General features: G+C 72.8%; 21 protein-coding genes and 1 riboswitch. Of the genes, 10 read left to right on the top strand and 11 right to left on the bottom strand.

What is annotated here, in order from left to right:
* Position 1: 1 nt before the first annotated feature.
* Both C6Y14_RS03120 and C6Y14_RS03115 read right to left on the bottom strand, forming a co-directional pair.
* The gene (locus C6Y14_RS03120; protein ID WP_159074156.1) at positions 2-1,453 is read right to left on the bottom strand and encodes a sensor histidine kinase; all 1,452 of its coding nucleotides are present in this window, start codon (positions 1,451-1,453) and stop codon (positions 2-4) included.
* Positions 1,450-2,187 carry a winged helix-turn-helix domain-containing protein gene (locus tag C6Y14_RS03115; protein ID WP_225890857.1) on the bottom strand — a complete coding sequence of 246 codons (738 nt, stop codon included), beginning with the start codon at positions 2,185-2,187 and terminating at the stop codon, positions 1,450-1,452. Before C6Y14_RS03115 ends, C6Y14_RS03120 begins: the two co-directional genes overlap by 4 nt.
* Positions 2,188-2,357: 170 nt before the next feature.
* On the opposite strand from C6Y14_RS03115, the gene cbiE reads away from it, so the two are divergent.
* Both cbiE and cobM read left to right on the top strand, forming a co-directional pair.
* Positions 2,358-3,692, top strand: a complete 1,335-nt coding sequence (gene cbiE, locus C6Y14_RS03110; RefSeq protein WP_107014843.1) for a precorrin-6y C5,15-methyltransferase (decarboxylating) subunit CbiE — start codon at positions 2,358-2,360, stop codon at positions 3,690-3,692.
* Positions 3,689-4,438 (top strand): precorrin-4 C(11)-methyltransferase, encoded by a 750-nt coding sequence (gene cobM, locus C6Y14_RS03105; RefSeq protein ID WP_107014842.1) that lies wholly within the window; start codon positions 3,689-3,691, stop codon positions 4,436-4,438. The genes cbiE and cobM overlap by 4 nt, the downstream gene beginning before the upstream one ends.
* A 41-nt stretch (positions 4,439-4,479) precedes the next feature.
* Here the strand turns inward: cobM and C6Y14_RS03100 are convergent, their stop codons facing one another.
* A complete protein-coding gene (locus C6Y14_RS03100; protein ID WP_225890856.1) occupies positions 4,480-5,670 on the bottom strand; it encodes a cobalt-precorrin-5B (C(1))-methyltransferase in 1,191 nt (396 codons plus the stop codon).
* An 18-nt stretch (positions 5,671-5,688) separates the two neighbouring features.
* Here C6Y14_RS03100 and C6Y14_RS03090 point away from each other — a divergent pair, with 18 nt between their 5' ends.
* On the top strand, positions 5,689-6,450 hold the full coding sequence (locus tag C6Y14_RS03090; protein WP_107015169.1) for a cobalt-precorrin-6A reductase: 762 nt from the start codon (positions 5,689-5,691) through the stop codon (positions 6,448-6,450).
* A gap of 211 nt (positions 6,451-6,661) precedes the next feature.
* On the opposite strand, the gene C6Y14_RS03085 is transcribed toward C6Y14_RS03090, so the two are convergent.
* From C6Y14_RS03085 to cobG, 3 genes are read right to left on the bottom strand one after another with little or no spacing between them, the layout of a single operon-like run.
* A complete protein-coding gene (locus tag C6Y14_RS03085) occupies positions 6,662-8,206 on the bottom strand; it encodes a precorrin-2 C(20)-methyltransferase (protein ID WP_225890855.1) in 1,545 nt (514 codons plus the stop codon).
* Entirely contained in the window at positions 8,203-8,865 is a 663-nt protein-coding gene (locus C6Y14_RS03080) for a precorrin-8X methylmutase (RefSeq protein ID WP_107014841.1), read from the bottom strand. The genes C6Y14_RS03085 and C6Y14_RS03080 overlap by 4 nt, the downstream gene beginning before the upstream one ends.
* Before the next feature lie 51 nt (positions 8,866-8,916).
* Positions 8,917-10,242 (bottom strand): precorrin-3B synthase, encoded by a 1,326-nt coding sequence (gene cobG / locus C6Y14_RS03075; protein WP_107014840.1) that lies wholly within the window; start codon positions 10,240-10,242, stop codon positions 8,917-8,919.
* A 101-nt stretch (positions 10,243-10,343) separates the two neighbouring features.
* A riboswitch (cobalamin riboswitch) is annotated at positions 10,344-10,418 on the top strand.
* A 93-nt stretch (positions 10,419-10,511) separates the two neighbouring features.
* Between cobG and cobN the strand changes: the two genes are divergently transcribed.
* On the top strand, positions 10,512-14,105 hold the full coding sequence (gene cobN / locus C6Y14_RS03070) for a cobaltochelatase subunit CobN (RefSeq protein ID WP_107014839.1): 3,594 nt from the start codon (positions 10,512-10,514) through the stop codon (positions 14,103-14,105).
* 154 nt (positions 14,106-14,259) lie between these two features.
* Positions 14,260-14,901 carry a superoxide dismutase gene (locus C6Y14_RS03065; RefSeq protein ID WP_107014838.1) on the top strand — a complete coding sequence of 214 codons (642 nt, stop codon included), beginning with the start codon at positions 14,260-14,262 and terminating at the stop codon, positions 14,899-14,901.
* Between the two features lie 22 nt (positions 14,902-14,923).
* Here the strand turns inward: C6Y14_RS03065 and C6Y14_RS03060 are convergent, their stop codons facing one another.
* Both C6Y14_RS03060 and C6Y14_RS03055 read right to left on the bottom strand, forming a co-directional pair.
* Positions 14,924-15,376, bottom strand: coding sequence for a flavodoxin family protein (locus tag C6Y14_RS03060; RefSeq protein WP_107014837.1), 453 nt, complete (start codon positions 15,374-15,376; stop codon positions 14,924-14,926).
* A gap of 174 nt (positions 15,377-15,550) precedes the next feature.
* The gene (locus C6Y14_RS03055) at positions 15,551-15,826 is read right to left on the bottom strand and encodes a hypothetical protein (protein ID WP_107014836.1); all 276 of its coding nucleotides are present in this window, start codon (positions 15,824-15,826) and stop codon (positions 15,551-15,553) included.
* Positions 15,827-15,991: 165 nt separating this feature from the next.
* Between C6Y14_RS03055 and C6Y14_RS03050 the strand changes: the two genes are divergently transcribed.
* On the top strand, positions 15,992-16,321 hold the full coding sequence (locus tag C6Y14_RS03050; protein WP_107014835.1) for a hypothetical protein: 330 nt from the start codon (positions 15,992-15,994) through the stop codon (positions 16,319-16,321).
* An 11-nt stretch (positions 16,322-16,332) separates the two neighbouring features.
* On the opposite strand, the gene meaB is transcribed toward C6Y14_RS03050, so the two are convergent.
* From meaB to C6Y14_RS03035, 3 genes are read right to left on the bottom strand one after another with little or no spacing between them, the layout of a single operon-like run.
* Positions 16,333-17,331: a methylmalonyl Co-A mutase-associated GTPase MeaB gene (gene meaB, locus C6Y14_RS03045; protein WP_107014834.1), complete on the bottom strand. Its 999-nt coding sequence runs from the start codon at positions 17,329-17,331 to the stop codon at positions 16,333-16,335.
* Positions 17,328-19,502, bottom strand: coding sequence for a methylmalonyl-CoA mutase (gene scpA, locus C6Y14_RS03040; RefSeq protein ID WP_107014833.1), 2,175 nt, complete (start codon positions 19,500-19,502; stop codon positions 17,328-17,330). Before scpA ends, meaB begins: the two co-directional genes overlap by 4 nt.
* Entirely contained in the window at positions 19,502-21,310 is a 1,809-nt protein-coding gene (locus C6Y14_RS03035) for a methylmalonyl-CoA mutase family protein (protein ID WP_107014832.1), read from the bottom strand. The genes scpA and C6Y14_RS03035 overlap by 1 nt, the downstream gene beginning before the upstream one ends.
* Before the next feature lie 333 nt (positions 21,311-21,643).
* Between C6Y14_RS03035 and C6Y14_RS03030 the strand changes: the two genes are divergently transcribed.
* From C6Y14_RS03030 to C6Y14_RS03015, 4 genes are read left to right on the top strand one after another with little or no spacing between them, the layout of a single operon-like run.
* Positions 21,644-21,946 carry a hypothetical protein gene (locus C6Y14_RS03030; RefSeq protein ID WP_107014831.1) on the top strand — a complete coding sequence of 101 codons (303 nt, stop codon included), beginning with the start codon at positions 21,644-21,646 and terminating at the stop codon, positions 21,944-21,946.
* Positions 21,946-24,276, top strand: a complete 2,331-nt coding sequence (locus C6Y14_RS03025; protein WP_107014830.1) for a heavy metal translocating P-type ATPase — start codon at positions 21,946-21,948, stop codon at positions 24,274-24,276. Before C6Y14_RS03030 ends, C6Y14_RS03025 begins: the two co-directional genes overlap by 1 nt.
* Positions 24,273-24,785 (top strand): copper chaperone PCu(A)C, encoded by a 513-nt coding sequence (locus tag C6Y14_RS03020; protein WP_107014829.1) that lies wholly within the window; start codon positions 24,273-24,275, stop codon positions 24,783-24,785. The genes C6Y14_RS03025 and C6Y14_RS03020 overlap by 4 nt, the downstream gene beginning before the upstream one ends.
* A complete protein-coding gene (locus tag C6Y14_RS03015) occupies positions 24,782-25,486 on the top strand; it encodes a sigma-70 family RNA polymerase sigma factor (protein ID WP_107014828.1) in 705 nt (234 codons plus the stop codon). Before C6Y14_RS03020 ends, C6Y14_RS03015 begins: the two co-directional genes overlap by 4 nt.
* Positions 25,487-25,556: the final 70 nt, after the last annotated feature.

Here is a 25,556-nt window from a genome sequence, read left to right as displayed (position 1 = left end):
GTTACGAAGCCCGAGGCGTCCGGGGCGGGTGTTCCGGCAGGCGGAGTTCGGCGATCAGGCCGCCGCCGGGGGCGTCCGTGAGGTGGGCGGTGCCGTGGTGCAGTTCGGCGACCCAGCGGACGATGGCGAGGCCGGCGCCTGTGCCGGGGACGGCCGCTGTTTCCGGGAGAGGCGCTGTTCCTGAGATCACCGCTGTTCCTGAAACGGCCGCTGTTCCTGAGGCAACCACTGCTCCTGAGGTGGCGGCGGTCGCTTCTGTCGCTTCGCCGCCTCCCGTCGCCGATGCGACTCCGCCGGCCCCGGTGACCCCCCGGGCGAAGACCCGCTCCCGGTCCGCGAGAGGTACCCCCGCGCCGTGGTCGCGGACCTGTACGAGCCCCGGAGTGACGGTGACCTCCACCGGAGCCCCGGCCGGGCCCCCGTGGCGCTGGGCGTTCTCCACCAGGTTCCGTACGGCCTGGGCCAGCAGGTCGGGATCTCCGAGGACCACCACCGCTTCCGTCGAGTGCACGGTGACACTCGCGTGGTCGGGCAGTTCCTCGACCGTGGTCTCCACCAGCTGGTCGAGGCGCAGGGGCACCAGCTCGACCTGTTGTGTGCCGGCCTCCGTACGGGCCCTGGTCAGCAGCCCGGTGACCAGCCGGCTCAGCCGGTCCACGAGCCGCAGCGTCCGGTCGGAGGAACCGTCCCGCTCCGCCACCAGCCGCAACGTGGCCAGCGGTGTACGCAGTTCGTGCGCCGCCTCGGCCAGGAACTGCTCCTGGCGGCCCAGCGCGACGAGAGCGGGACGCATGGCCCTGCCGGACAGCAGGTGCCCGACGGCCGCCGCGCAGCACACCAGGGCCGTGCAGCCGAGGGCCAGCCAGCGGACGAGGAGGTCGTGATCGTGCTCGCTGCGTGCCAGTGCCGTGCCGACCAGCACGGCCGCGCCGATCCGGTCGCCGTCCCAGACGGGAGCCGCCGCCCACCTCAGACGCTCGCCCTCCTCGGAGGGGGCGCTGACCGAGACGGTCTCCTGCTCCTCCAGGACGTCCCGCCAGACATGGTCGAGCCAGTCCTCCCGGGGAAGCGCCGTTCGGGCGGGAACGACGTTCCAGACGGAGGGCGACCGGCCCGGAGCGACCTCCAGGACGGCCAACACCTCCGCGCTGCGGGCGAGTTCGTCCTCGCGCAGCGGCTCCAGGTGCAACGCACCGTCGTCGAACCAGACCGCCCGCGACAGACCGACCGCCCGGCTGCCGACCTCGTGGTCCAGGCCGGACCGACGGGACTCGGCATCGATGCGGACGGCGACCGTGGCGAGTACGACGAGACAGGCCGCGGTCGTCCCGGCGAACAGCAGCGTCATGGACCGGCGGGTGCGCCGCAGCCGGGCGGCGGCGGGCGACGTGGAGGGCAGGGAGGACGGGGAGGACAGGGAGGGCACGGCCGCCGGGCGGCGGAGACGGATCATGTCCGTGCCCCTGCCGACCGCTCCTGGTCGGTGCCGCTCGGGCCGCCGCCGCTCAGGTCCGTGCCGTCCTGGCCGGGGCCGTCCAGCCGGTAGCCGACGCCGCGTACCGTGCCGATCGGGTCGGGCGGGCCGAGCCGTCGTCGCAGCTGTCCGATCAGGACGTCCACCACGTTGGACATCGGCTCGCTCGCCTCGTCCCAGCAGCTCTCGATCAGCTCGGTGCGCGTCACCACCTGGCCCGCGCGCAGCATCAGTACCTCCAGCACCGCGAACTCCTTGGCGGAGAGGCTGAGCAACACCCCTGCGCGGGACACCCGGCGCCTGGGCAGATCCACCTCCAGATCGCCCGCCCGCAGGACCGGCAACCGCGCGGGCTGCTCCCTGCGGCACAGCGCACGCACCCGTACGACCAGTTCGGCGAAGGCGAAGGGCTTGACCAGGTAGTCGTCCGAGCCGTGCTCGAAGCCGGCCACCCGGTCGCTCACCGCGTCCAGCGCCGTCAGCAGCAGGAAGGGCAGCGCCGAACCCTTGCGCCGGTGTGCGGCGAGCAGGGTGAGCGAGTCACCGTCCGGGACCGAACGGTCGGCGACGACACAGTCGTAGCCGTTCACCGAGAGTTTGAGATCGGCCTCCGCCAGCGTGCGCGCGAGGTCCACGGCGAACCCCGCCTCGCGCAGCCGAGAGGCGACGACGGGCCCCAGATCGGGATCGTCCTCCAGGACCAGTACACGCATGACCTGGAGCTTAGACGCTGTCGATGACAGGTCCACGGCGGCCCCGGGATGCGTACCCGAGCGTAGGTGTGCAGGTCGGCGCCCCGTAAAGTGCGTCTCTGTTGCCCCTCCCGGCACCCGTTCGTGAGACCCGTCCCGAGACCCGCCGCCGAATTCCGAGGTACCGAGCAGTGATCCCCGCGCGACCTGGACCGCCGCCCGCCGTCACCGTCGTCACCGCCGTGGGGATCGGGGCCGACGGCTGGGAAGGCCTGCCGGGCCCCTCCCGTACGGCACTTCGCGACGCGGAGGTCCTGATCGGGGGAGCGCGCCAGCTGGACCTGCTGCCCCCGGAGTGCGCCGGGGAGCGGATCGCCTGGCCTTCACCGCTGCGTCCCGCCGTCCCCGGCCTCCTCGCCGCGCACTCCGGCCGCCGGATCGCGGTGCTGGCCAGCGGCGACCCGATGTTCTACGGCATCGGCCGCGCCCTCACCGAGGTGCTCGACGCATTGCACGACGAGGTGCTCGACGAGTCGCACGGCGAGGTGCACGACCAGGCACCTCGCGAACTGCGCGTTCTGCCGCACCCCTCCTCCGTCTCGCACGCCGCCGCGCGCCTCGGCTGGCCCGTGGAGGACATCGAGGTCGTCACCCTCGTCGGCCGGCCCGCCGCCCGCCTCGCCGCCGCCCTGCACGACGGCCGACGGCTCCTCGTGCTCAGCGCGGACGCCACCACCCCCGCCGAGGTCGCCGCCCTGCTGCGCGACCGCGGCTTCGGCCCCAGCCGGATGCGGGTGCTGGAACAACTCGGCGGCGCGAAGGAACGTACGACGGCCGGGGCGACCGCCGACGACTGGGCGCACCCGTCGGGCGACCCCCTCAACATCGTCGCCGTGGAATGCCGGCGGGCCCCGGACGCCCTGCGGCTCGGTGCCGTTCCGGGGCTGCCGGACGAGGCGTACGAGCACGACGGGCAGCTCACCAAGCGGCACATCCGCGCCGCCACGCTCGGCGCGCTCGCCCCCGCCCCCGGCGAGCTGCTGTGGGACATCGGCGGCGGCTCGGGCTCGATCGCGATCGAGTGGATGCGTACGCACCCCTCGTGCCGGGCGGTCACCGTCGAACGCGACCCGGTGCGGGCCGAGCGCATCGCCCGCAACGCCGACCGGCTGGGCGTACCCGGGCTGCGGGTCGTCACCGGTGCCGCGCCCGCCGTCCTCGCCGAACTCCCGCCGCCCGACGCGGTGTTCATCGGCGGCGGGCTCACCGCGCCCGGCCTGCTCGACGCGTGCTGGGAGGCGCTGCCCGCGGGCGGACGCCTGGTCGCCAACACCGTGACCCTGGAGTCGGAGGCACTGCTCGCCGACGCCTACCGGCGCCACGGCGGGGAGCTGGTACGGCTCGCGGTGGCGCACGCCGTGCCGGTGGGCGGTTTCACCGGCTGGCGGCAGGCGATGCCGGTGACCCAGTGGGCCGTACAGAAGACCCTCGATCCCCGCCACCCCCGTTCAGGAGCAGACAGATGACCGTGTACTTCATCGGCGCCGGACCCGGTGCCGCCGACCTGATCACGGTACGCGGCGCCCGTACGCTCGCCGCCTGCCACGTCTGCCTGTACGCGGGCAGCCTGGTCCCGCGTGAACTGCTGGCCGAATGCCCGCCGGACGCCCGCCTGATCGACACCGCTCAGCTCAACCTCGACGAGATCACCGCCGAGACGGTCCGCGCGCACGAGGAGGGGCACGACGTGGCGCGGCTGCACTCCGGGGACCCGTCGGTGTTCAGCGCGATGGCCGAGCAGATGCGGCGGCTGGACGCGGCCGGGGTGCCCTACGAGGTCGTCCCCGGTGTCCCCGCCTTCGCCGCGGCAGCAGCCGCCCTGAAGCGGGAGCTGACCGTGCCGACCGTCGGCCAGACCGTCATCCTCACCCGCGTCGCCCACAGCGCCACCGCCATGCCGGAGGGGGAGGACCTGGCCACCCTCGGCCGCAGCGGCGCGCTCATCGTGCTGCACCTCGCCGCCCGGTACGCGGACCGGGTCGTCGACGAACTGCTTCCGCACTACGGCGCCGACTGTCCCGCCGCGGTCGTCGCCTACGCCTCCCGGCCCGACGAGCTGGTCATCCGCGGCAGGCTGGACGAGATCGCCGGGAAGGTGAAGGAGGCCGGCGTGCTGCGGACCGCCGTCATCATGGTCGGGCGGACCCTGGGCGCGGAACAGTTCCGGGACAGCCACCTGTACTCGGCCGAGCGGGACCGCCATGTCTGCTGATGCCGGACGAGCACGCCGCACCCCGTGACGATGTGCGGGGCTCACGCCACCGTGCTGCGTCCCACCACCGTGCCCGCCCGGTCGATGCAGATCACGTCGACCGCGACCGGCGCCCCGCGCAGCACGGCCAGTGCCTCGTCGCGGGCGGCCGTCGCGACCAGCTCGCCCAGCGGCACCCCGGCCGCCATGCACAGCTGGAGCGCGGCCAGCCCGGTGTTCGCCCCGGCCACCTCGGCGACCAGCGACTCGCCCGCCCCACCGCGCCGGGCGAGTTCGGCGAGGAACCCCTTGTCGACCTGGGAACGCGCGGAGTGCAGGTCCAGATGTCCCGCGGCCAGCTTGGACAGCTTGGCGAAGCCGCCGCAGACGGTCAGCCGGTCGACGGGATGCCGGCGGATGTACTTGAGCACCGCGCCCGCGAAGTCACCCATGTCGAGCAGGGCGTCCTCGGGGAGCCGGTACTCCGCGACGACCGTCTTCTCCGACGTCGACCCGGTGCACCCGGCGACATGCGTACGCCCCGCCGCGCGCGCCACGTCCACACCCCGCCGGATCGAGTCGATCCAGGCCGAGCACGAGTACGGGACCACGATGCCCGTGGTGCCGAGGATGGACAGCCCGCCGAGGATGCCGAGCCGGGGGTTCCAGGTGGAGCGGGCGATCTCCTCGCCGTGGTCGACGGAGACGGTGATCTCGACGTCGCCGGTGCCGCCGTGCCGGGCCGCGACCTCGGCGACGTGCTCGCTCATCATCCGGCGGGGAACCGGGTTGACCGCGGGCTCACCGACGGCCAGCGGCAGCCCGGGACGGGTGACCGTGCCCACGCCGGGGCCCGCCCGGAAGACCACTCCGGCACCCGCGGGAAGCCGCCGGACCGTGGCCCGTACCAGCGCGCCGTGCGTGACATCGGGATCGTCACCCGCGTCCTTCACGATCCCGGCCATCGCGTACGAGTCCGTCAGCTCCTCGGCCGCGAGCGCGAACGACGGCGTCTGCCCCCGGGGCAGTGTGATGGTCACCGGGTCCGGAAACTCGCCGGTCAGCAGCGCGGTGTACGCGGCCGTCGTGGCCGCGGTCGCACAGGCACCGGTGGTCCAGCCGGGCCGCAGCCCGGTGTGCTTGAGTTGGGCCCCGCGCCCGCCCTTCGCCTCGCCGACACCGACACCGACACCGACACCGACACCGGCATCGGCACCGGCATGGGCACCCGCACCCTGCTCTTCGCTGTTCATGAACGGACCCGGATCTCCATGCACGTACTGATACTCGGCGGAACGACCGAAGCCCGACAGCTGGCCGGGCTACTGCACGGTACCCCCGGCCTGGAAGTGACGAGTTCCCTGGCCGGACGGGTCGCCGGCCCGCGGCTGCCGCCGGGCGAGGTCAGGGTCGGCGGTTTCGGCGGGGCCGAGGGGCTGACCGTGTGGCTGCGCGAGCACGCGGTGGACGTGCTCATCGACGCCACCCACCCCTTCGCCGGAACGATCAGCTTCAACGCGGCGAGCGCCGCCGCCACGGCCCATGTTCCCCTGCTCGCGCTGCGGCGCCCCGGCTGGGCCCCGGTCGAGGGTGACTCCTGGCAGGAGGCCGATTCGCTGGAGGAGGCGGCGAGGCTGCTGCCCGGACTCGGCCGCCGGGTCTTCCTCACGACCGGCCGCATGGGCCTGGCCACGTTCGCGCACCTGGACGACCTGTGGTTCCTCGTCCGGTCCGTCGACGCACCGGAGCCCCCGTACCCGGCCCGCATGGAGGTGCTGCTCGACCGGGGCCCCTTCACCCTCGACGCCGAACGCGACCTGCTGCGCCACCACCACATCGACGTCCTGGTGACGAAGGACAGCGGCGGCACCGCCACAGCACCGAAGCTGACGGCGGCGCGAGAGGCAGGAGTCCCGGTGATCGTGGTCCGCCGCCCGCAGACTCCCGAGGGAGTCCCGGTGGCCACAGCCCCCGAGTCGGCGGCCCACTGGGTCACACAGCGTATGGGGCGCCCCGCAGTAGGGCGCCCCTAAGAGGCGCGGGGAACTGCGCGCCCAGCCACAGCGCACCCGCAGCCGACCAACGTCCCTCAGGGCCGCGGGGAACTGCGCGCCCAGCCACGACGCACCCGCAGCCGACCAACGCCCCTCAGGGGCGCGGGGAACTGCGCGCCCAGCCACAGCGCACCCGCACCCGACCCACCACACCGAGCCCGCAGCGCAGCAGCGCCGCAGGCAACGCGGCTCAGCCTTCCGGATACCGCCGAGGTGTCCAGACGATTTCCTCAGAACCCCCGCGCCGCACGGCAACCCGCGTCTGCGAGGACCCGACCAGCAGAACGGTCCGCATGTCGACCTCACCCGGGTCGAGCTCACCCAGCCGCACGATCCGCACCCGCTCACCCGCACCGCCCACGTCCCGGGCGACCACGACCGGCGTGTCCGGGGCCCGGTGTTCCAGCAGCAGCTCGCGCGCCTTGCCCACCTGCCAGGTACGGCTCCGCGAGCCGGGGTTGTACAGGGCCAGCACCAGATCCGCCGAGGCCGCCGCGCGCAGCCGCTCGGCGATGACCTCCCACGGCTTGAGCCGGTCGGACAGGGAGATGGTGGCGTAGTCGTGACCGAGGGGGGCGCCCGCGCGGGCGGCGGCGGCGTTGGCCGCGGTCACCCCCGGCAGCACCCGCACCGGGACGTCCTCGTACTCCTTCTGCGAGGCGGCCTCAAGGACCGCGGTCGCCATCGCGAAGACGCCGGGGTCGCCGCCGGAGACGACGGCCACCCGCCGCCCCCGCTGGGCGAGTTGCAGCGCGAACTCGGCGCGCTCGGCCTCCACCCGGTTGTCCGAGCCGTGCCGGAGCTGCCCGGCCCGCTCCGGCACCCGGTCGAGGTAGGTCGTGTAACCGACCAGGTCGTCGGCGGCGGCGAGGGCGCCCCGCGTCTCGGGGGTCAGCCACAGCGGTCCGGCGGGCCCGGTGCCGACCACGACGACCTCGCCCCGCTCCCGTACGGGCCGCTCGGCGTCGACGCGGCTGGGCAGCACGGCCACCGAGAAGTACGGCACGGACTCCGGGTCCACGTCGGCGAGTGCGGCGACGCGCTCCCCGTCCATGGTGGCCCGTTCGACGTACCGGGCCTCGTCGAGGCGCCCCGAACTCTCCAGCGCGCGCCGCACCTTGGGGAACGTACGGCCCAGCTTCATCACCACGGCGACGTCCGTCGCGGCGAGCCGCGCGGTCAGCTCCTCCTCGGGCAGGGTGCCCGGCAGGATGGTCAGTACCTCCTCGCCCTCGGCGAGCGGGGTGCCGAGCCGGGCCGCGGCGGCGGACACGGACGTGACACCCGGGATGACCTCGGTGTCGTAACGGTCGACGAGCCGCTTGTGCATGTGCATGTACGAGCCGTAGAACAGCGGGTCGCCCTCGGCGAGGACCGCCACCGTGCGCCCCGCGTCGAGATGCGCGGCGAGCCGGGCCGACGCCTCGGCGTAGAACTCGTCCATGGCGCCCTGGTAGCCGCCGGGGTGATCGGTGGTCTCCACCGTGAGCGGATAGACCAGCCGCTCCTCGATGTGGTCCTCGCGTATGTGCTTCGCCGCGATCGAGCGGGCGATGGACCGCCCGTGCCGGGCACTGTGATAGGCGATCACGTCCGCCTCGGCGATGACCTCGACGGCCCGCAGGGTCATCAGGGAAGGGTCACCGGGGCCGAGCCCGACCCCGTACAGCTTGCCGCTCTTGTCCTGCTTGCCCGTATTACCGTTCTCGTCGTTCTCGCCGATCTTGCCGTTCACTCTTCCTCGCTCGCGATCGCGTTGAGAGCGGAGGCGGCGAGGGCGCTGCCTCCGCGACGGCCGCGTACGACCAGGTGTTCCAGACCGGACGGGTGCGCGGCGAGCGCGTCCTTCGACTCGGCGGCGCCGACGAAGCCGACCGGGACGCCGATGACGGCGGCCGGAAGGGGCGCGCCCTCCTCGATCATCTCCAGGAGACGGAAGAGAGCCGTGGGGGCGTTGCCGATGGCGACGACGGAACCCTCAAGGCGGTCGCGCCACAGTTCCAGCGCGGCGGCGCTGCGCGTGGTGCCGAGCTTCGCGGCGAGTTCCGGGACGGCCGGGTCGGACAGCGTGCAGAGCACGTCGTTGTCGGCGGGCAGCCGCTTGCGGGTCACCCCGCTGGCCACCATCTGGACGTCGCAGAGGATCGGCGCACCGGCGCGCAGGGCCTCACGGGCCCGCGACACCACGTTCGGCGTGTACGACAGGTCGCGTACGAGGTCGACCATTCCGCAGCCGTGGATCATCCGCACGGCGACCTGGCTGACGTCGGGGGGCAGCGCCGCGAGGTCCGCCTCCGCGCGGATCGTGGCGAAGGACCGGCGGTAGATCGCCGCGCCGTCCTTCTCGTAGTCGTACGTGGTCACGGTGTTCTTCTCACTGCTCTCGGTCGTCATACGGCTCAGGTTCGGGCTCAGGTCGGATCGGGCTCGGAATCGGGCTCTGGTTCATGTGATCGCCGCCAGGGCGGCGGCGAGCCGGGAAGGGTCGTCCAGGTCGACTGTGCGCGCTCCGTCGTCTCCGGGGCCGGGTCCGGGTCCAGGTCCGGCGACGGACAGCCGGTAGCCCCCCTGCGGGGCGGCGACGACATCGATCCGCTCACCCCGCGGGTGCCCGCAGCGGCGCTCGCACCCGGACCAGTACAGGGGGAGGCCGCGCCGGTGGTGCACGGCACCGACCGCACCGAGCGTGGCGGTCGCGTCCGCCCGTACGTCGGCCAGCGACTTGGCGCAGCCCGGCCGCCCGATGCACGCGCCGACGCGCAGCCAGGGCGAGCCGGGATCGGTGACGAGGCCTACGGCTTCGAGGCGGCCCAGCGCCTCGGTCCGCTGCGCGGGGGCCGTCCCCGGAGTGGGAAGAACCACACCGCGCCACGGGGTCAGCCGCAGCTCACCGACGGCGACCCGCGTCAACTCCCGCCACTGCGGGGCCGAAAAGCGGCCCAGCGGAACGTGCACGGACAGGGCGTCCCCGACCACTCCCGGCAGCGGGCCGTCCGCGCGGCCGCTCTCCCGCCCCCGCAGCTCATGGCCGATGCCCTCCGCCGTCAGACGGCGGCCGGCCAGCGCGGTCAACTCGTCGTCCGCTAGCGCCAGCTCGGCCACCCGCCAGGCACGTGTGCCGCCGGCCTGCTCGGCCTCCAGGAACGCTTCGGCCGCCGCCAGCGCGGCCCGCGGCGCGTCCTCGGCGGATATGCAGAGTGCCCGGCCCGCCGATCCGAGCGCGAGCTGCGCGCCGCCGTCGGCCGTCGCCCGTACTGTCACGTCGGCTTCGAGAGCGGCCAGATCCCCGCGCCCGTCGTCCAGCGCGAACAGGAACCGCCCCGACAGCGCCTGCGCCGCCTCGCTCGCGCACAGCGCGGTGTCGAGCGCCGACAACCAGGGCCGTACGTCCAGCAGGCCGTGGTCGTCGAGACCGGACAGCGGGGAGGCGACGATGTTGCGCACTCGCTCGTGTCCGCGCGAGGGCAGCAGCCCGGCGGCGGTCAGCGACTCGGCCAGCGCGGCTCCGCACCCGTCCGCCAGCCCGCGCAGCTGTACGTTGCCGCGCGAGGTGAGATGCACGTCACCGTCGCCCAGGCGCTCGGCCGCGTCGGCGAGCACCTCGGCCTGGCTGACGGTCAGCACACCGCCGGGGATCCTGACGCGGGCCAGCGCCCCGTCGTCCGCCGCGTGCAGCCGCAGGGTCCCCGGGCAGGCGTCACCGCGGTCCCGTGAGACCGCTGTGGCCTGGGACGATGGACGGAGGGCAGCCGAGGACATGGCGGCGAGCATACCTACGTTCCCGCAGGCTGTATGCCCCGCCCTTTTTCCCCGCCCCTTACTATTCCTTTCGGTGGATCATCCGATCCGCCACCGCCACCACGGCGACAGGGGAGGAAGCCGGTGCGAAGCCGGCGCGGTCCCGCCACTGTGAGCCCGGCCAGAGAATCCGGGTGAGCCAGGAACTCCCTTTCCCCAGCTCACGAGTTCGCGCGTGAGCACAGGGAGACCCATGTCCATCACCGCCCGGGGCGCGGACCCCGAGGAAGGCCCGACGCCACATGATCCTCCTGCTGTCGACGTCCGACACCGACCTGCTCAGCGCTCGCGCGGCCGACGGTCCGGTGTCCTACCGGTTCGCCAACCCGGCGCGCCTCGACACCGACGCCCTCCCCGCCCTCCTGGACGGCGCCGACCTCGTCGTCGTACGTCTCCTCGGCGGTCTGCGCGCCTGGGAGGACGGCCTCGACCTGCTGCTCGCCGACGGTCGGCCGGTCGTCGTCCTCACCGGCGAACAGGCCCCCGACGCCCAGTTGATGGCCGCCTCCACCGTGCCCATCGGCATCGCCGCCGAGGCGCACGCCTACCTCGCGCACGGCGGCCCGGACAACCTCGACCAGCTGGCCCGCTTCCTCTCCGACACGGTCCTGCTGACCGGCCACGGTTTCGACCCGCCCGCCCCGGCCCCGACCTGGGGCCCGCTGGAGCGCACGGCCCGTGAGATCCCCGGCGCCCCGACCATCGCGGTGCTCTACTACCGCGCCCACCACATGAGCGGCAACACCGCCTTCATCGGCGCCCTGTGCGACGCGGTGGAGGACGCCGGCGGGCGCCCGCTGCCCCTTTACGTCGCCTCGCTGCGCGCCCCCGAGCCGGAACTGATCGAGGAACTGCGGGCGGCCGACGCGATCGTCACGACCGTCCTCGCGGCCGGCGGCACCAAGCCCGCCGAGGCCTCCGCGGGCGGCGACGACGAGTCCTGGGACGCGGGCGCCCTCACCGGCCTGGACATCCCGATCCTGCAGGCCCTGTGCCTGACCGGCTCGCGGACCGCCTGGGAGGAGAGCGACGAGGGCGTTTCCCCGCTGGACGCGGCGAGCCAGATCGCGGTCCCGGAGTTCGACGGCCGCCTGATCACCGTGCCGTTCTCCTTCAAGGAGATCGACGAGGACGGCCTCCCCGCGTACGTCGCCGACCCCGAGCGGGCCGCCCGGGTGGCCGGGATCGCCGTACGCCACGCCCGACTCAGGCACATCCCGGCCGCCGAGAAGCGGCTGGCGCTGGTGCTGTCCGCGTACCCGACCAAGCACTCCCGGATCGGCAACGCCGTCGGCCTCGACACCCCCGCGAGCGCCGTCGCGATCCTGCGCCGACTCATCGGCGAGGGCTACGACTTCGGGCCCGAGCAGGACATCCCAGGACTGGTCTCCGGGGACGGTGACGAGCTGATCCGCGCGCTGATCGAGGCGGGCGGCCACGACCAGGACTGGCTCACCGAGGAGCAGCTGGCCCGTAACCCGGTCCGTATCCCGGCGGCCGACTACAAGCGCTGGTACGCGACGCTGCCCGAGTCCCTGCGCACGGCTGTGGAGCAGCACTGGGGCCCGCCGCCCGGCGAGATGTTCGTCGACCGCAGCAGCAACCCGGAGGGCGACATCGTCCTCGCGGCGCTGCGCCGCGGGAACCTGCTCATCCTCATCCAGCCGCCGCGCGGCTTCGGCGAGAACCCGATCGCGATCTACCACGACCCCGATCTGCCGCCCTCGCACCACTACCTCGCCGCCTACCGCTGGATCGCCGCCGCGCACGCGGACGGCGGCTTCGGCGCGGACGCGATGATCCACCTCGGCAAGCACGGCAACCTGGAGTGGCTGCCCGGCAAGAACGCCGGGCTGTCCGCCGCGTGCGGTCCGGACGCAGCCCTCGGTGATCTGCCGCTCGTCTACCCGTTCCTGGTGAACGACCCGGGCGAGGGCACCCAGGCCAAGCGCCGCGTCCACGCCACGCTCGTCGACCACCTGGTCCCGCCGATGGCCCGCGCCGACTCGTACGGGGACATCGCGCGGCTGGAGCAACTGCTCGACGAACACGCCCAGATCGCCGCCATGGACCCGGCGAAGCTGCCCGCCATCCGCGCCCAGATCTGGACCCTCATCCAGGCCGCGAAGCTCGACCACGACCTGGGACTTGAGGACCGCCCCGAGGACGACGGCTTCGACGACTTCCTGCTGCACGTCGACGGCTGGCTGTGCGAGATCAAGGACGCCCAGATCCGCGACGGCCTGCACGTCCTCGGCAACCCGCCGAAGGGCGCGGACCGCGTCAACCTCGTCCTCGCGATCCTCCGCGCCCGCCAGATCTGGGGCGGCTCCGCCGCTCTGCTGGGCCTGCGCGAGGCGCTGGGCCTGGACGAGTCGGCCGCGACCCGCACCACCGCCGACGAGGCCGAGGAGAAGGCCCGCGCGCTGGTGCAGGCGATGGACGACGCCGACTGGGACCCGGCCGCCGTCCCCACCGACCAGGGCGAACAGGTCTCCGCCATCCTGGAGTTCGCCGCCCGCGAGGTCGTCCCGCGGCTCGCCGGGACCACCGCCGAACTCGACCACACGGTGCACGCCCTGAACGGCGGCTTCGTCCCGGCAGGACCCTCAGGATCGCCCCTGCGCGGTCTGGTCAACGTCCTGCCGACCGGCCGGAACTTCTACTCCGTCGACCCGAAGGCCGTCCCGTCCCGGCTCGCCTGGGAGACCGGCCAGGCCCTCGCCGACTCCCTCCTGGAGCGCTACCGCACCGACAACGGCGACTGGCCCACCTCCGTCGGCCTCTCCCTGTGGGGCACCAGCGCGATGCGCACGGCCGGCGACGACGTGGCCGAGGCACTCGCCCTGCTCGGCGTCCGCCCCGTCTGGGACGACGCCTCACGCCGGGTGACGGGCCTGGAGGCGGTCCCGTACGCGGAGTTGGGCCGCCCCCGTATCGACGTGACGCTGCGCATCTCGGGCTTCTTCCGCGACGCGTTCCCGCACACGATCGGCCTGCTGGACGACGCCGTACGCCTGGCCGCCTCGCTCGACGAACCGGCCGAAGCCAACTTCGTACGCGCTCACACCCAGGCCGACCTGGCCGAGCACGGCGACGAACGGCGTGCCACCACCCGTATCTTCGGGTCCCGGCCCGGTACGTACGGCGCCGGGCTGCTGCAGCTCATCGACTCCCGCGACTGGCGCACCGACGCCGACCTCGCCGAGGTGTACACGGTGTGGGGCGGCTACGCCTACGGCCGTGAACTCGACGGCCGGCCGGCCCGGGACGAGATGGAGACCGCGTACAAGCGCATCGCGGTCGCCGCCAAGAACACGGACACCCGCGAGCACGACATCGCGGACTCGGACGACTACTTCCAGTACCACGGTGGCATGGTCGCCACCGTCCGGGCGCTGCGCGGTACCGCCCCCGAGGCGTACATCGGCGACTCGACCCGCCCCGAGACGGTCCGTACCCGCACGCTCGTCGAGGAGACCTCCCGGGTCTTCCGCGCCCGGGTCGTCAACCCCAAGTGGATCGAGGCGATGCGCCGCCACGGCTACAAGGGTGCCTTCGAACTCGCCGCGACCGTCGACTACCTCTTCGGTTACGACGCCACCACGGGTGTGATCGCCGACTGGATGTACGACAAGCTCACCGAGACGTACGTCCTGGACCCGACCAACCGTGAGTTCCTGCAGCAGGCCAACCCCTGGGCCCTGCACGGCATCGCCGAGCGGCTGCTCGAAGCGGAGTCGCGCGGAATGTGGGAGAAGCCGGACCCGGCGGTGCTGGAGGCGCTGCGCCAGGTGTACCTGGAGACGGAGGGCGACCTGGAGGGCGAGGAGTGAGCCCGGTCAGTACTGACTGAGGACCGCGACACAGCGAGGGCCGGAGGGGAAACCCCTCCGGCCCTCGCTGTGTTGATGGGCGGCACCCCGCACCTTCTGCTGCTAGCGTGCAACTGCATACTGGTTGCAATAACAAGTCCGAAGGATGTTGGACATGGCTGTTTACACGCTCCCGGAGCTTCCGTACGACTACGCGGCGCTCGAACCGGTCATCAACCCGCAGATCGTCGAGCTGCACCACGACAAGCACCACGCGGCGTACGTGAAGGGTGCGAACGACACCCTTGAGCAGCTCGCGGAAGCCCGCGACAAGGAGTCGTGGGGCTCGATCAACGGCCTGGAGAAAAACCTCGCCTTCCACCTCTCCGGGCACATCCTGCACTCCATCTACTGGCACAACATGACCGGTGACGGCGGCGGCGAGCCCCTCGCCGCGGACGGTGTCGGTGAGCTGGCGGACGCGATCACGGAGTCGTTCGGCTCCTTCGCCGGCTTCAAGGCCCAGTTGACCAAGGCGTCCGCGACCACTCAGGGTTCCGGCTGGGGCGTCCTCGCCTACGAGCCGCTCAGCGGCCGTCTGATCGTCGAGCAGGTCTACGACCACCAGGGCAACGTCGGCCAGGGCTCGACGCCGGTCCTGGTCTTCGACGCCTGGGAGCACGCCTTCTACCTCCAGTACAAGAACCAGAAGGTCGACTTCATCGACGCCATGTGGGCCGTCGTCAACTGGCAGGACGTGGCCCGGCGTTACGCCGCCGCCAAGGAGCGCGGCGACAGCCTGCTGCTCGCGCCCTGACGCCGTAGGCGCATCCGCACAGTCAGTCCATGAGGCCGGCGGCGAGGGAGGCACCCAGTTCCCGGCACGCCTCGACGTCGGCCTTGTCCGGCTCGCCCGTCACGGTCACGGCCTCGGCCGAGCGCCGCCAGCCCAGGCCCTTGACGACCGACTCGATGCCCCGGACCGCGCCGGTGACGTCGTTGCCCCCGTGCACGTAGTAGCCGAAGGGCCTGCCCTGCGTGGTGTCCAGGCAGGGGTAGTAGACCTGGTCGAAGAAATGCTTCAGGGCGCCGGACATGTAGCCCAGGTTCGCCGGTGTGCCGAGCAGATAGCCGTCGGCGGCCAGCACGTCGGCCGCCGTCGCGGCCAGCGCCGCCCGCCGGACGACGCGTACGCCCTCGATCTCCGGGTCGTTCGCACCGGCGACGACGGCTTCGAACATCGCCTGGCAGTGGGGCGAGGGCGTGTGGTGCACGATCAGCAAAGTAGCCACCCCCGAACCCTGCCGTGCGAACCCGCGGGGCCGCAAACGGAAGCGGTCGGGCCGCCGCCGTCGCCGACCACGGCGGCGGCCGCGCCTTCACCCTGCCAGGAGTGCGCGGACTTCGTCCCGCCGCGGTGGCCGGGCATTTCGTGGCAGTTCACGGGCCGGAGGGCCGGCGCCGGATCAGCCCAGGGCCACCAGCGTCAGCGCGGCCAGTACGGTGAGCGCGGCCACCGGGAGCATCACCGTCCGCGTCCGCTCCAGCCACGCGCGCACGCGCCCGGTGCGGGCTCCCGGGCGCCGTCCCACGGGTGCGCGTCGCGCCCGGACGGGTCCCACGGCGGAGCCGGGTCCCAGGAGGATGCTGCACCAGCGGCAGTCGCTCTCGTCGTCGGGCCAGGACGCGCCCGGTACCGGTGCGAAGAACGCCGAAGGCCCGTCCCCGTCCCATGTCGTCATGGCACGTTCAACGAAAGGTCCCGCGGGCGGCTACGCCCGTGCGGCCCATCGTGATGCGGTCGTCACCGGGCCCCGGGAGCGGGCGCCCGCCGGTGTGCGGTCCTCCGTGCACGGCCGTCACGCCGACCGCGTACCGTGGTGGCATCACGACCGGAGGTCACACACATGTCCGCGCTACCGCACGAGCCGAGCTCAGAGGCATCCTCGGACCCGTACGAGTTCGAGTTCGCCCAGGGACCGCAGACGCTCGCCGAGCTGCGCACCGCGCTCGCGGCGATCAGCCCCGAGCTGCTGACCGCTTTCAACGCCCGGCTCGACGCCGCGACCTTCGGCTGGGACCACGACGAGGTCATCGCCAAGGCCCGCAGGACCGTGGCGTTCAAGAAGCGCGCCGCCGAGGCGGCGGCCGAGGCAGCAGCCCAGGAAGAGGCGGCCGGGGCGCAGCAGGTCGACGACCCGTGGGCCCACCTCGACGTACGGGACAGCACGCCGTGACCCGCTGACCGTCAGCCCTCGCCACCGTCCGCCGCCGGGTCGTTGAACGCCCGCAGGATCCGCTCGGCGGCGAGCGTGGCCGTCAGCTCGCCGTTGCGCACCTGCTCTTCGAGGGCGGGCGTGAGGGCGCGTACGGCCGGATCGGCGTGCAGCCGGCCCAGCAGCTCCTCGCGGACCATGGTCCAGGTCCAGTCGACCTGCTGGTCACGGCGCTTGGCGGCGAGCCGGCCGGTCGAGTCGAGCAGCGTACGGTGCTGTTCGAGGCGCTCCCAGACGGTGTCGAGACCGGCCGATTCGCGGGCGCTGCAGCTCAGCACGGGCGGCGTCCAGGCCGCGTCCTTGCCGTGCATCAGCCGAAGCGCGCCCGCCAGTTCCCGCGCGGCGGCCTTGGCGTCACGTTCGTGCGGCCCGTCCGCCTTGTTGACGGCGATCACGTCCGCCAGTTCCAGGACGCCCTTCTTGATGCCCTGGAGCTGGTCGCCGGTGCGGGCCAGGGTCAGCAGCAGGAAGGAGTCGACCATGTTCGCGACCGCGGTCTCCGACTGTCCGACGCCGACCGTCTCCACCAGCACCACGTCGTGTCCCGCGGCCTCCATGACGACGATCGACTCGCGGGTCGCCTTGGCCACCCCGCCGAGGGTTCCGGCGGTGGGGGAGGGGCGGATGAAGGCCGCCGGGTCGACGGCGAGGCGCTCCATCCGGGTCTTGTCGCCCAGGATCGAACCGCCCGTACGGCTGGACGACGGGTCCACCGCAAGGACCGCCACCCGGTGCCCGAGCCCGGTCAGCATCGTGCCGAACGCGTCGATGAACGTCGACTTCCCGACCCCCGGCACACCACTGATACCGATCCGCCGCGCCCGCCCGCTGTACGGAAGCAGCTCGGTCAGCAACTCCTGTGCCAGCGCACGGTGCTGGGGCCGGGTGGACTCGACGAGCGTGATGGCACGCGCGATCAGCGCCCGCTTCCCGTCGAGTACACCCTTGACGTAGGTGTCGAGTTCGATCACAGGTCGTGCCCGAGACCGGTCGAGAGCCGCTGGACGAGGTCGTACGCCGCGTCCGGGATCACCGTCCCGGGCGGGAACACGGCCGCCGCGCCCATTTCCAGCAGCGTTGGCACGTCCTGCGGCGGGATCACCCCGCCGACGACCACCATGATGTCCTCGCGGCCCTCCGCCGCCAGCTCCTCCCGCAGCGCCGGTACGAGCGTGAGGTGCCCGGCGGCCAGCGACGAGACGCCCACGATGTGCACGTCCGCCTCCACCGCCTGACGGGCCACCTCGCCCGGGGTCTGGAACAGCGGGCCGACGTCGACGTCGAAGCCGAGGTCCGCGAAGGCCGTCGCGATCACCTTCTGGCCGCGGTCGTGCCCGTCCTGGCCCATCTTGGCGACCAGGATGCGCGGGCGGCGGCCCTCGGCCTCCTCGAAGGAGTCCACGAGCGTACGGGTGCGGTCCACGGACGGGGACTCGCCTGCTTCGTTGCGGTACACACCGGCGATCGTACGGATCTGGCCCGCGTGCCGCCCGTACACCTTCTCCAGCGCGTCCGAGATCTCCCCGACGGTGGCCTTGGCGCGGGCCGCGCGCACCGCCAGCTCCAGCAGGTTGCCCTCGCCGCCGGCCGCCCGGGTCAGCGCGTCGAGCGCGTCCTGGCACGCGCCCTCGTCGCGCTCGGCCCGCAGCCGCCGCAGCTTCTCGATCTGCTGGGTGCGCACGGAGGAGTTGTCGACCGTGAGGACGTCGATCTGCTCGTCGGTCTCCACGCGGTACTTGTTGACGCCGATCACCGGCTGGCGCCCCGAGTCGATCCGCGCCTGCGTACGGGCCGCGGCCTCCTCGATGCGCAGCTTGGGGATGCCCGCGTCGATGGCCTTGGCCATACCGCCCGCCGCCTCGACCTCCTCGATGTGCTGCCAGGCCCGCCGCGCGAGGTCGTACGTCAGTTTCTCGACGTACGCGCTGCCGCCCCACGGGTCGATGACCCGGGTCGTCCCCGACTCCTGCTGGATCAGCAGCTGGGTGTTGCGGGCGATGCGCGCCGAGAAGTCGGTGGGCAGCGCGAGCGCCTCGTCGAGGGCGTTGGTGTGCAGCGACTGGGTGTGGCCCTGCGTCGCCGCCATCGCCTCCACACACGTACGTGTCACGTTGTTGAACACGTCCTGCGCCGTCAGCGACCAGCCCGAGGTCTGCGAATGGGTGCGCAGGGAAAGGGACTTGGCGTTCTGCGGGTCGAACTGCTTGACCAGCTTCGCCCACAGCAGGCGCGCCGCCCGCAACTTGGCGACCTCCATGAAGAAGTTCATGCCGATCGCCCAGAAGAAGGACAGCCGCGGCGCGAACGCGTCCACGTCCAGGCCCACTGCACGGCCCGCCCGGATGTACTCGACACCGTCCGCGAGGGTGTAAGCCAGCTCCAGATCAGCCGTCGCCCCGGCCTCCTGGATGTGGTAGCCGGAGATGGAGATGGAGTTGTAGCGGGGCATCCGCTGCGAGGTGTACGCGAAGATGTCGGAGATGATCCGCATCGACGGCTTCGGCGGATAGATGTAGGTGTTGCGGACCATGAACTCCTTGAGGATGTCGTTCTGGATGGTCCCGGCCAGCTTCTCCGGCGGTACGCCCTGCTCCTCCGCCGCCACGATGTACAGCGCGAGCACCGGCAGCACGGCGCCGTTCATCGTCATCGACACGGACATCCTGTCGAGCGGGATCCCGTCGAACAGCTGCCGCATGTCGAGGATGGAGTCGATGGCCACGCCCGCCATGCCGACGTCACCCGTCACCCGCGGGTGGTCGCTGTCGTAGCCGCGGTGGGTCGGCAGGTCGAAGGCGACCGACAGACCCTTCTGCCCGGCGGCCAGATTGCGGCGGTAGAAGGCGTTGGACTCCTCAGCCGTCGAGAACCCCGCGTACTGACGGATCGTCCAGGGCTGGTTGACGTACATCGTGGGGTACGGGCCGCGCAGGTACGGCGCGACACCCGGGTAGGTCTCCAGGAAGTCGAGACCCTCCAGGTCGTGCCCGGTGTACAGCGGCTTGACCGCGATGCCCTCCGGGGTCTCCCAGAAGGCCTCGTCGTCGCCGGTCGCGTGCTTGACGGCCGTGCGCCAGTCGTCGGGGCCGCCCGCGGCGGCCGGGGTCCCCAGCTGGATCCCGGAGAAGTCGGGGATTCCCATCAGGACACTCCCATGCGGTCGAGGGTGGCGGAGAGCACGGCGACGGCGTCGCAGCCCGCGAAGACGTACGCGTCGACATCCGGGTACTGCCCGGGACGGCCGGCGAGGAACACATGCTGTGCCCCTGCCGCTTTGAGTGCCTGTGCCGTGCTCGCGGCCTGCTCCTCGTACAGCGCGTCGCTGGAGCACAGACACGCCTCGCTGGTCCCGCTGTCCTCGAAGGCACCCTCGGTGACGGGCTCGATGCCGCCGGCCTGGAAGAGGTTCGACACGAACGAGGTCCGGGCCGTGTGCGCGGCGGCCGGGCCGATGGAGGCCAGATAGACGCGCGGCCGGCTGCCGGTGGCGGCGAGATGCGCGTCGGAACGGGCCCGCAGCACCTCGAACGCCTCGTCGCGGCGCACCTTCGGGAGCCCGCCGGACGGCGGCTCGGGGACGGGCTCACGCCGCGGAACGCGCTCGCCGAGATTCGGGAACTCGCTGACCCCGGTGATGGGTTCGCGCCGCTTGGCCAGCTTCGCGCTGCGCGCCTCCCAGGTCTTCGCCAGGTCCTCGGCGAGACGGCCCGAGCGCAGGGCGGCGGCCTGACCGCCGAGGCCCTCGATCCGCTGGAAGAACTCCCAGCCCGCGTGGGCGAGTTCGTCGGTGAGCCGCTCCACGTACCAGGAACCGCCCGCCGGGTCGATCACCCGCGCCAGATGTGACTCCTCGACCAGGATCGTCGAGGTGTTGCGGGCGATACGGCGGGCGAAGGCGTCCGGCAGCCCGAGGGCGTGGTCGAAGGGCAGCACGGTGACGGCGTCGGCGCCGCCCACCCCGGCGGCCAGCGTGGCGATCGTCGTGCGCAGCATGTTCACCCACGGATCGCGGCGCGACATCATCACCGGCGAGGTCACGGCGTGCTGCACCTGCGCCCCCGCCCGCGGCGCCCCGCACACCTCGGCGACCCGCGCCCACAGCCGGCGCGCGGCGCGCAGCTTGGCGATGGTGAGGAACTGGTCGGCGGTGGCCGCGTACCGGAACTCCAGCTGTCCGCAAGCCTGTTCGGCGGATAGCCCCGCCTCGGTCAGCTCCCGGAGACAGGCGACACCGTTCGCCAGGGAAGCACCCAGTTCCTGCGCCGCCGAGCCGCCCGCCTCGTGATACGGCATCGCGTCCACGGTCAGTGCCCGCAGCCCCGGATACCCCTCGGCGCACAGACGTGCGAGGGCGGCGGCCGGTGCGAAGTCCAACGCCTCGCCGCTGCGCGCCTCGTGGCCCAGCGGGTCCGCGCCGAGACTGCCGCGCACCGCGTCCTCGGCGACGCCCCGCTCCTCGTACAGCCGCAGCAGTTCCCGCGCGGCCGGCTCGGTGTCGCGTCCCGCGTCGAGGACGACGGGCGCCAGGTCGAGGAGCACGCCTTCGAGGGCCTGAGCGAGCGACGACACCGGGAATCCGCCCTCGCCGACGACCAGCCAGAGCGAACTGACGCCGTTCTCCAGGTCCGCGAGGACCGCGGCGCCGTCGGCGGTCGTGTGCCGCTGGCGTACGCCCCAGCCGCCGACGGTGTTCCCGTCGGGCCTGCCCCCTCGTACGAAGGGCGCGAAGCCGGGGAAACCGGGGTCGGGGGCCTCGTCGTGCGCCGTGTACAGAGGCCGGGTGGCGAGCCCGTCCTCCAGCGCGGTGGACAGGGCTGCCTCCGCCGTCTCGTCCGAGACCTCCTTGCCCGACTTGTTCAGCACGCCCGCCACGAGGCGTCGCCACTGTTCATGTGTCGCGGAAGGAAACCCGGCGGCCAGCGAGAGCCCGTCGTTGGGCAGGACCGTCATGCTCGGATGCTAGGGCAGATTGCTTGAGTCACAGCAGAGGCGAGGGCTGTGACCTTGCCCTCGCGGCCTCGGTGACCTCCGCCTCACCGGTCGCGCACGTCGGGTCGGGGACCGTGTGGCACGGCTGCGGGAGCACCGGCGTGTCCGCGGGCGCCGGGCGGGCCCGCACCTCTGAAGCCATGCCCGGATCTGAAGCCACGCCCGGAACGGCCGCCACTCGTGTGACGCGGGCCACAGGCGCACCGAGGAACCTCACTCGCGGCCGGCCCGACTACTGAGGCGGTTCGGCGCGCTCCCGGCGACGCCGTACGACGTGACCTGGAGACGCGGTTGATGGACGAGCCCCGGCAATCCCCCGACAGCGGTGCGGCCGTGCTGCTGAGAAAGGCGGCACCCCCGCCCGCCCTCTGCGGCTTCCTCCTGCTGCTGGCCCTCGTCTTCACGGCGTCCTACGCCGCCGGAGTGTCCGCCGGGCCCGTCGCACCCTCGATGCACGGCACCACCGGTACGAGCGGCAGCGGCACCGGCACGGACTCCGGCACCGGCCCCGGCTCCGGCGGGGCCGACGACATGGGGGACAGCGGGGACGGCGGGGACATGGGCGGCATGGGTGGCACGCATGAGGGAGACCGCTGATGGGCGCGGAGCCGGTGACCACCCCCTTGGTCACCACCGATCTGACCGTCGGCGGGATGACCTGCGCGGCCTGTGTGAGCCGAGTGGAGAAGAAGCTGGGCAAGCTGGAGGGGGTCACGGCGACCGTCAACCTCGCCACCGGTACGGCCCGCGTGACCCATCCGGCGGGCATCGGCCCCGGTGAACTCGTCGCGACCGTGGAGAAGGCCGGATACACCGCGGCCGTACCCGAACCGCCCACGCCGAAGGGCGAGCAGCGGGAGACACCGGACGACGACGGTTCCGAGGACGCGAGGTCCGCGCGTGACCGGCTGGTCGTCACGGCCCTGCTCGCCCTGCCCGTACTCGTCCTGTCGATGGCGCCCGCGCTCCAGTTCCGCAACTGGCAGTGGCTCTGCTTCGCCCTCACCGCGCCCGTCGCCGTATGGGGCTCCTGGCCCTTCCACACCCGCGCGGTACGCGGTCTGCGGCACTCCGCGGCCACCATGGACACCCTGGTGTCGCTGGGCGTACTGGCCTCCTTCGCCTGGTCGGCGTACGCCCTCTTCCTCGGCGGAGCCGGTGACCCCGGGATGCGGATGCCGTTCACGCTCGTGCCCTCCGTCCCGGACGGCGTCGCGCACCTCTACCTCGAAGCGGCGGTCGGCGTACCGCTGTTCGTCCTGGCGGGCCGTTTCCTGGAGGCGAGGGCCCGGCGCGGGACCGGGGCTGCGCTGAGATCGCTGGCCTCGCTCGCCGCCAAGGAGGTGGCGGTCCGCGCGGACGGCACCGAACGGCTCGTCCCCATCGCGGAGTTGCGGGCCGGTCAGGTATTCGTGGTACGGCCGGGGGAGCGGGTCGCCACCGACGGGAAGGTGACGGAGGGCAGCTCCGCGGTGGACCTGTCCCTGGTCACCGGTGAAACCGAACCGATCGAGGTCGGGCCGGGTTCGGCCGTGGTCGGCGGGGCCGTCAACGCCGGCGGGCTGCTCCTCGTACGGGCCACGGCGGTCGGCGCGGACACGCAGCTCGCCCGTATCACCCGGCTGGTCACCGAGGCGCAGACCGGCAAGGCGCGCGCCCAACGGCTCGCCGACACGGTGGCCGGTGTGTTCGTGCCCGTCGTGCTGGCGCTGGCCGTGACCACCCTGGGGTTCTGGCTGGGCGCGGGCGCCGACGCGCAGGCCGCCGTCACCGCGTGCGTGGCCGTCCTGGTGGTGGCCTGCCCCTGTGCACTGGGCCTCGCGACCCCGACCGCGCTGATGGCCGCGACCGGCCGGGGCGCCCAGCTCGGCGTCCTGGTCACCGGCCCGCAGGCACTGGAGGGGCTGCAGCATGTCGACGTCGTCGTCCTGGACAAGACCGGCACCCTCACCTCCGGCCGTATGAGCGTCGCCGCGGTCACCGCCGTACCGGACGGACTCGGCAGGGACGCGGTGCTGCGGCTGGCGGGAGCCGTGGAACAGGGCTCGGAACATCCGCTCGGCCGGGCCGTCACCGCGTACGCGCGACGGGAGTCGGCCGCGGGTCGACAGCGGCCGGGAGGTGCGGGAGTTCCGGAAGCGGTTGAAACGTCTGAGGTTCATGGGTCGCCCGGGGTGAGCGAGTTCCGTGCTCTGCCGGGGCGGGGGGTGCGCGGCCGGGTCGAGGGGCGGCTCGTCGAAGTGCTAGCCCCGGACGACGAGGTGCCCGCCGCACTCGCGGACGCCCTGGCGGCGGCCGAGGCCGCCGCCCACACACCCGTCATGGTCCGGGTCGACGGCACGGTCGAAGCACTGATCGCGATCGGCGACGTCGTACGGCCCGGGAGCTACCGGGCCGTCGAGCGGCTGCGCCACCTCGGAGTACGTCCCGTGCTCGCGACCGGCGACCGGGAGGCGCCCGCCAGGGCCGTCGCGTCCGCCCTGCGGATCGACGAGGTGCACGCCCGCCGCACACCCGAGGACAAGGCCGACCTCGTACGGGACCTTCAGGAGCAGGGCTACCGGGTCGCGGTCGTCGGTGACGGGGTGAACGACGCCGCCGCGCTGGCCGGCGCCGACCTGGGCATCGCCATGGGCAGCGGCACCGACGTGGCCATCGGGGCCGCCGACGTCACCCTGGTGCGCGGCGGCATCGAAGCCCTCGCGGACGCGGTCCTGCTCGCCCGGCGCACGCTGAGCACCATCCGCGTCAACCTCGTGTGGGCCTTCGGCTACAACGCCGTCACCGTGCCGCTCGCCATGGTCGGCCTGCTCAACCCGATGCTCGCCGCGGCGGCCATGTCGGCCAGCTCGGTCCTGGTCGTCGCCAACAGCCTGCGCCTGCGCGCCTGGCAGCCCTCACCCACTGCCCGGAGGCGTACCCGATGACCGACCAGACCCTCTGGCGGCCGACGCGCCGCCGGCTCACCGACACCCTGCTCGCCGCACTCGCGCCCGTCGCCGCGTCCGTCCTCGCACTCGGCGGTCTGAGCATCTGGACCGTCCTCGGCAACGCGGGCAGCCCGGCCCGGATCGCGGTCACCGGCGGACGCCTGTTCCTGCCCACCGGCGACACCCCGGAGACGGCGGCCTTCTTCCGGATCACCAACACCGGAGGCTCCGCGGACCGGCTGCTCAAGGTGACGTCCACGGAGGCCGACGGCGCCACCAGCCTCAGCCGTCATCGCATGACAGGCGCACGCTCGGCCTCCGCGCGGACGGTGACCTCGGTCCCGGTAGCGGCCGGCGACAGCATCTCCATGTCCCCGAACAGCCTCGACGTGATCGTGCCGGCGAACGCGGACTGGCGGATCGGCGACCTCGTGACGGTCACCCTGCACTTCGAGCGCAGCGGGGCCGTACGGAGCGTCGCGGTCGTGGACCGGCCGGGCCAGTGACATCTGAACCCGGCACGGCTGAGCTTGGCACGTCGGAATCCGGGGCGTCGGAATCGGGTGCCTCGAAATTCGGTGCGTCGAAGTTCGGTGCGTCGACATCCGGTGGGTCGGAACGCGGTGCGTCTGGATCCGGCACGGTCGAACCTGGCACGTCGGAAGCGCGCGACGAGGCGGCCACCGCCTGGGCACTGGCCGCCCGGGGCGGCGACCCCTACGCCGTCGACCGGTTCGTGCGCGCCCTGCGTCCCGACGTCGTCCGCTATCTCACCCGCGTCGGCGCCGACCACCAGGCCGCCGACGATCTGGCGCAGGACACGTTCCTGCGGGCGCTGGGCAGCCTGCACCGGTTCGAGGGGCGCTCGTCGGCACGTACCTGGCTGCTGTCCATCGCCCGCCGCACGGTCGTCGACAGCCTGCGGTACGCCGCCGCACGGCCGCGGCTCGCCGACACGGACGACTGGACGACATGTGCCGACCGGGCCCGCCCGACCGGACTGCCCGGCTTCGAGGAGGGCGTGGCGCTGCTCGATCTGCTGGACGCGCTGGCGCCCGAGCGCCGCCAGGCGTTCGTGCTCACCCAACTGGCCGGACTGGCCTACGAGGAGGCCGCCGAATTGAGCGGCTGCGCCGTCGGGACGATCCGCTCACGGGTGGCACGCGCCCGCGCGACCCTCGTCGAGCTTCTCGCCCGGACACAATGAAAAACCCCGCGAATTCCCGGGAACTCCCGCACCCCGGTGACCGACTACTGAGGTGAAAGCGCAGACCCGG

The sequence above is a fragment of the Streptomyces dioscori genome (assembly GCF_003024195.1).
In the GTDB taxonomy this organism is placed as follows: Bacteria; Actinomycetota; Actinomycetes; order Streptomycetales; family Streptomycetaceae; genus Streptomyces; species Streptomyces dioscori.
This window is presented reverse-complemented; position numbering and strand designations above follow the sequence as displayed.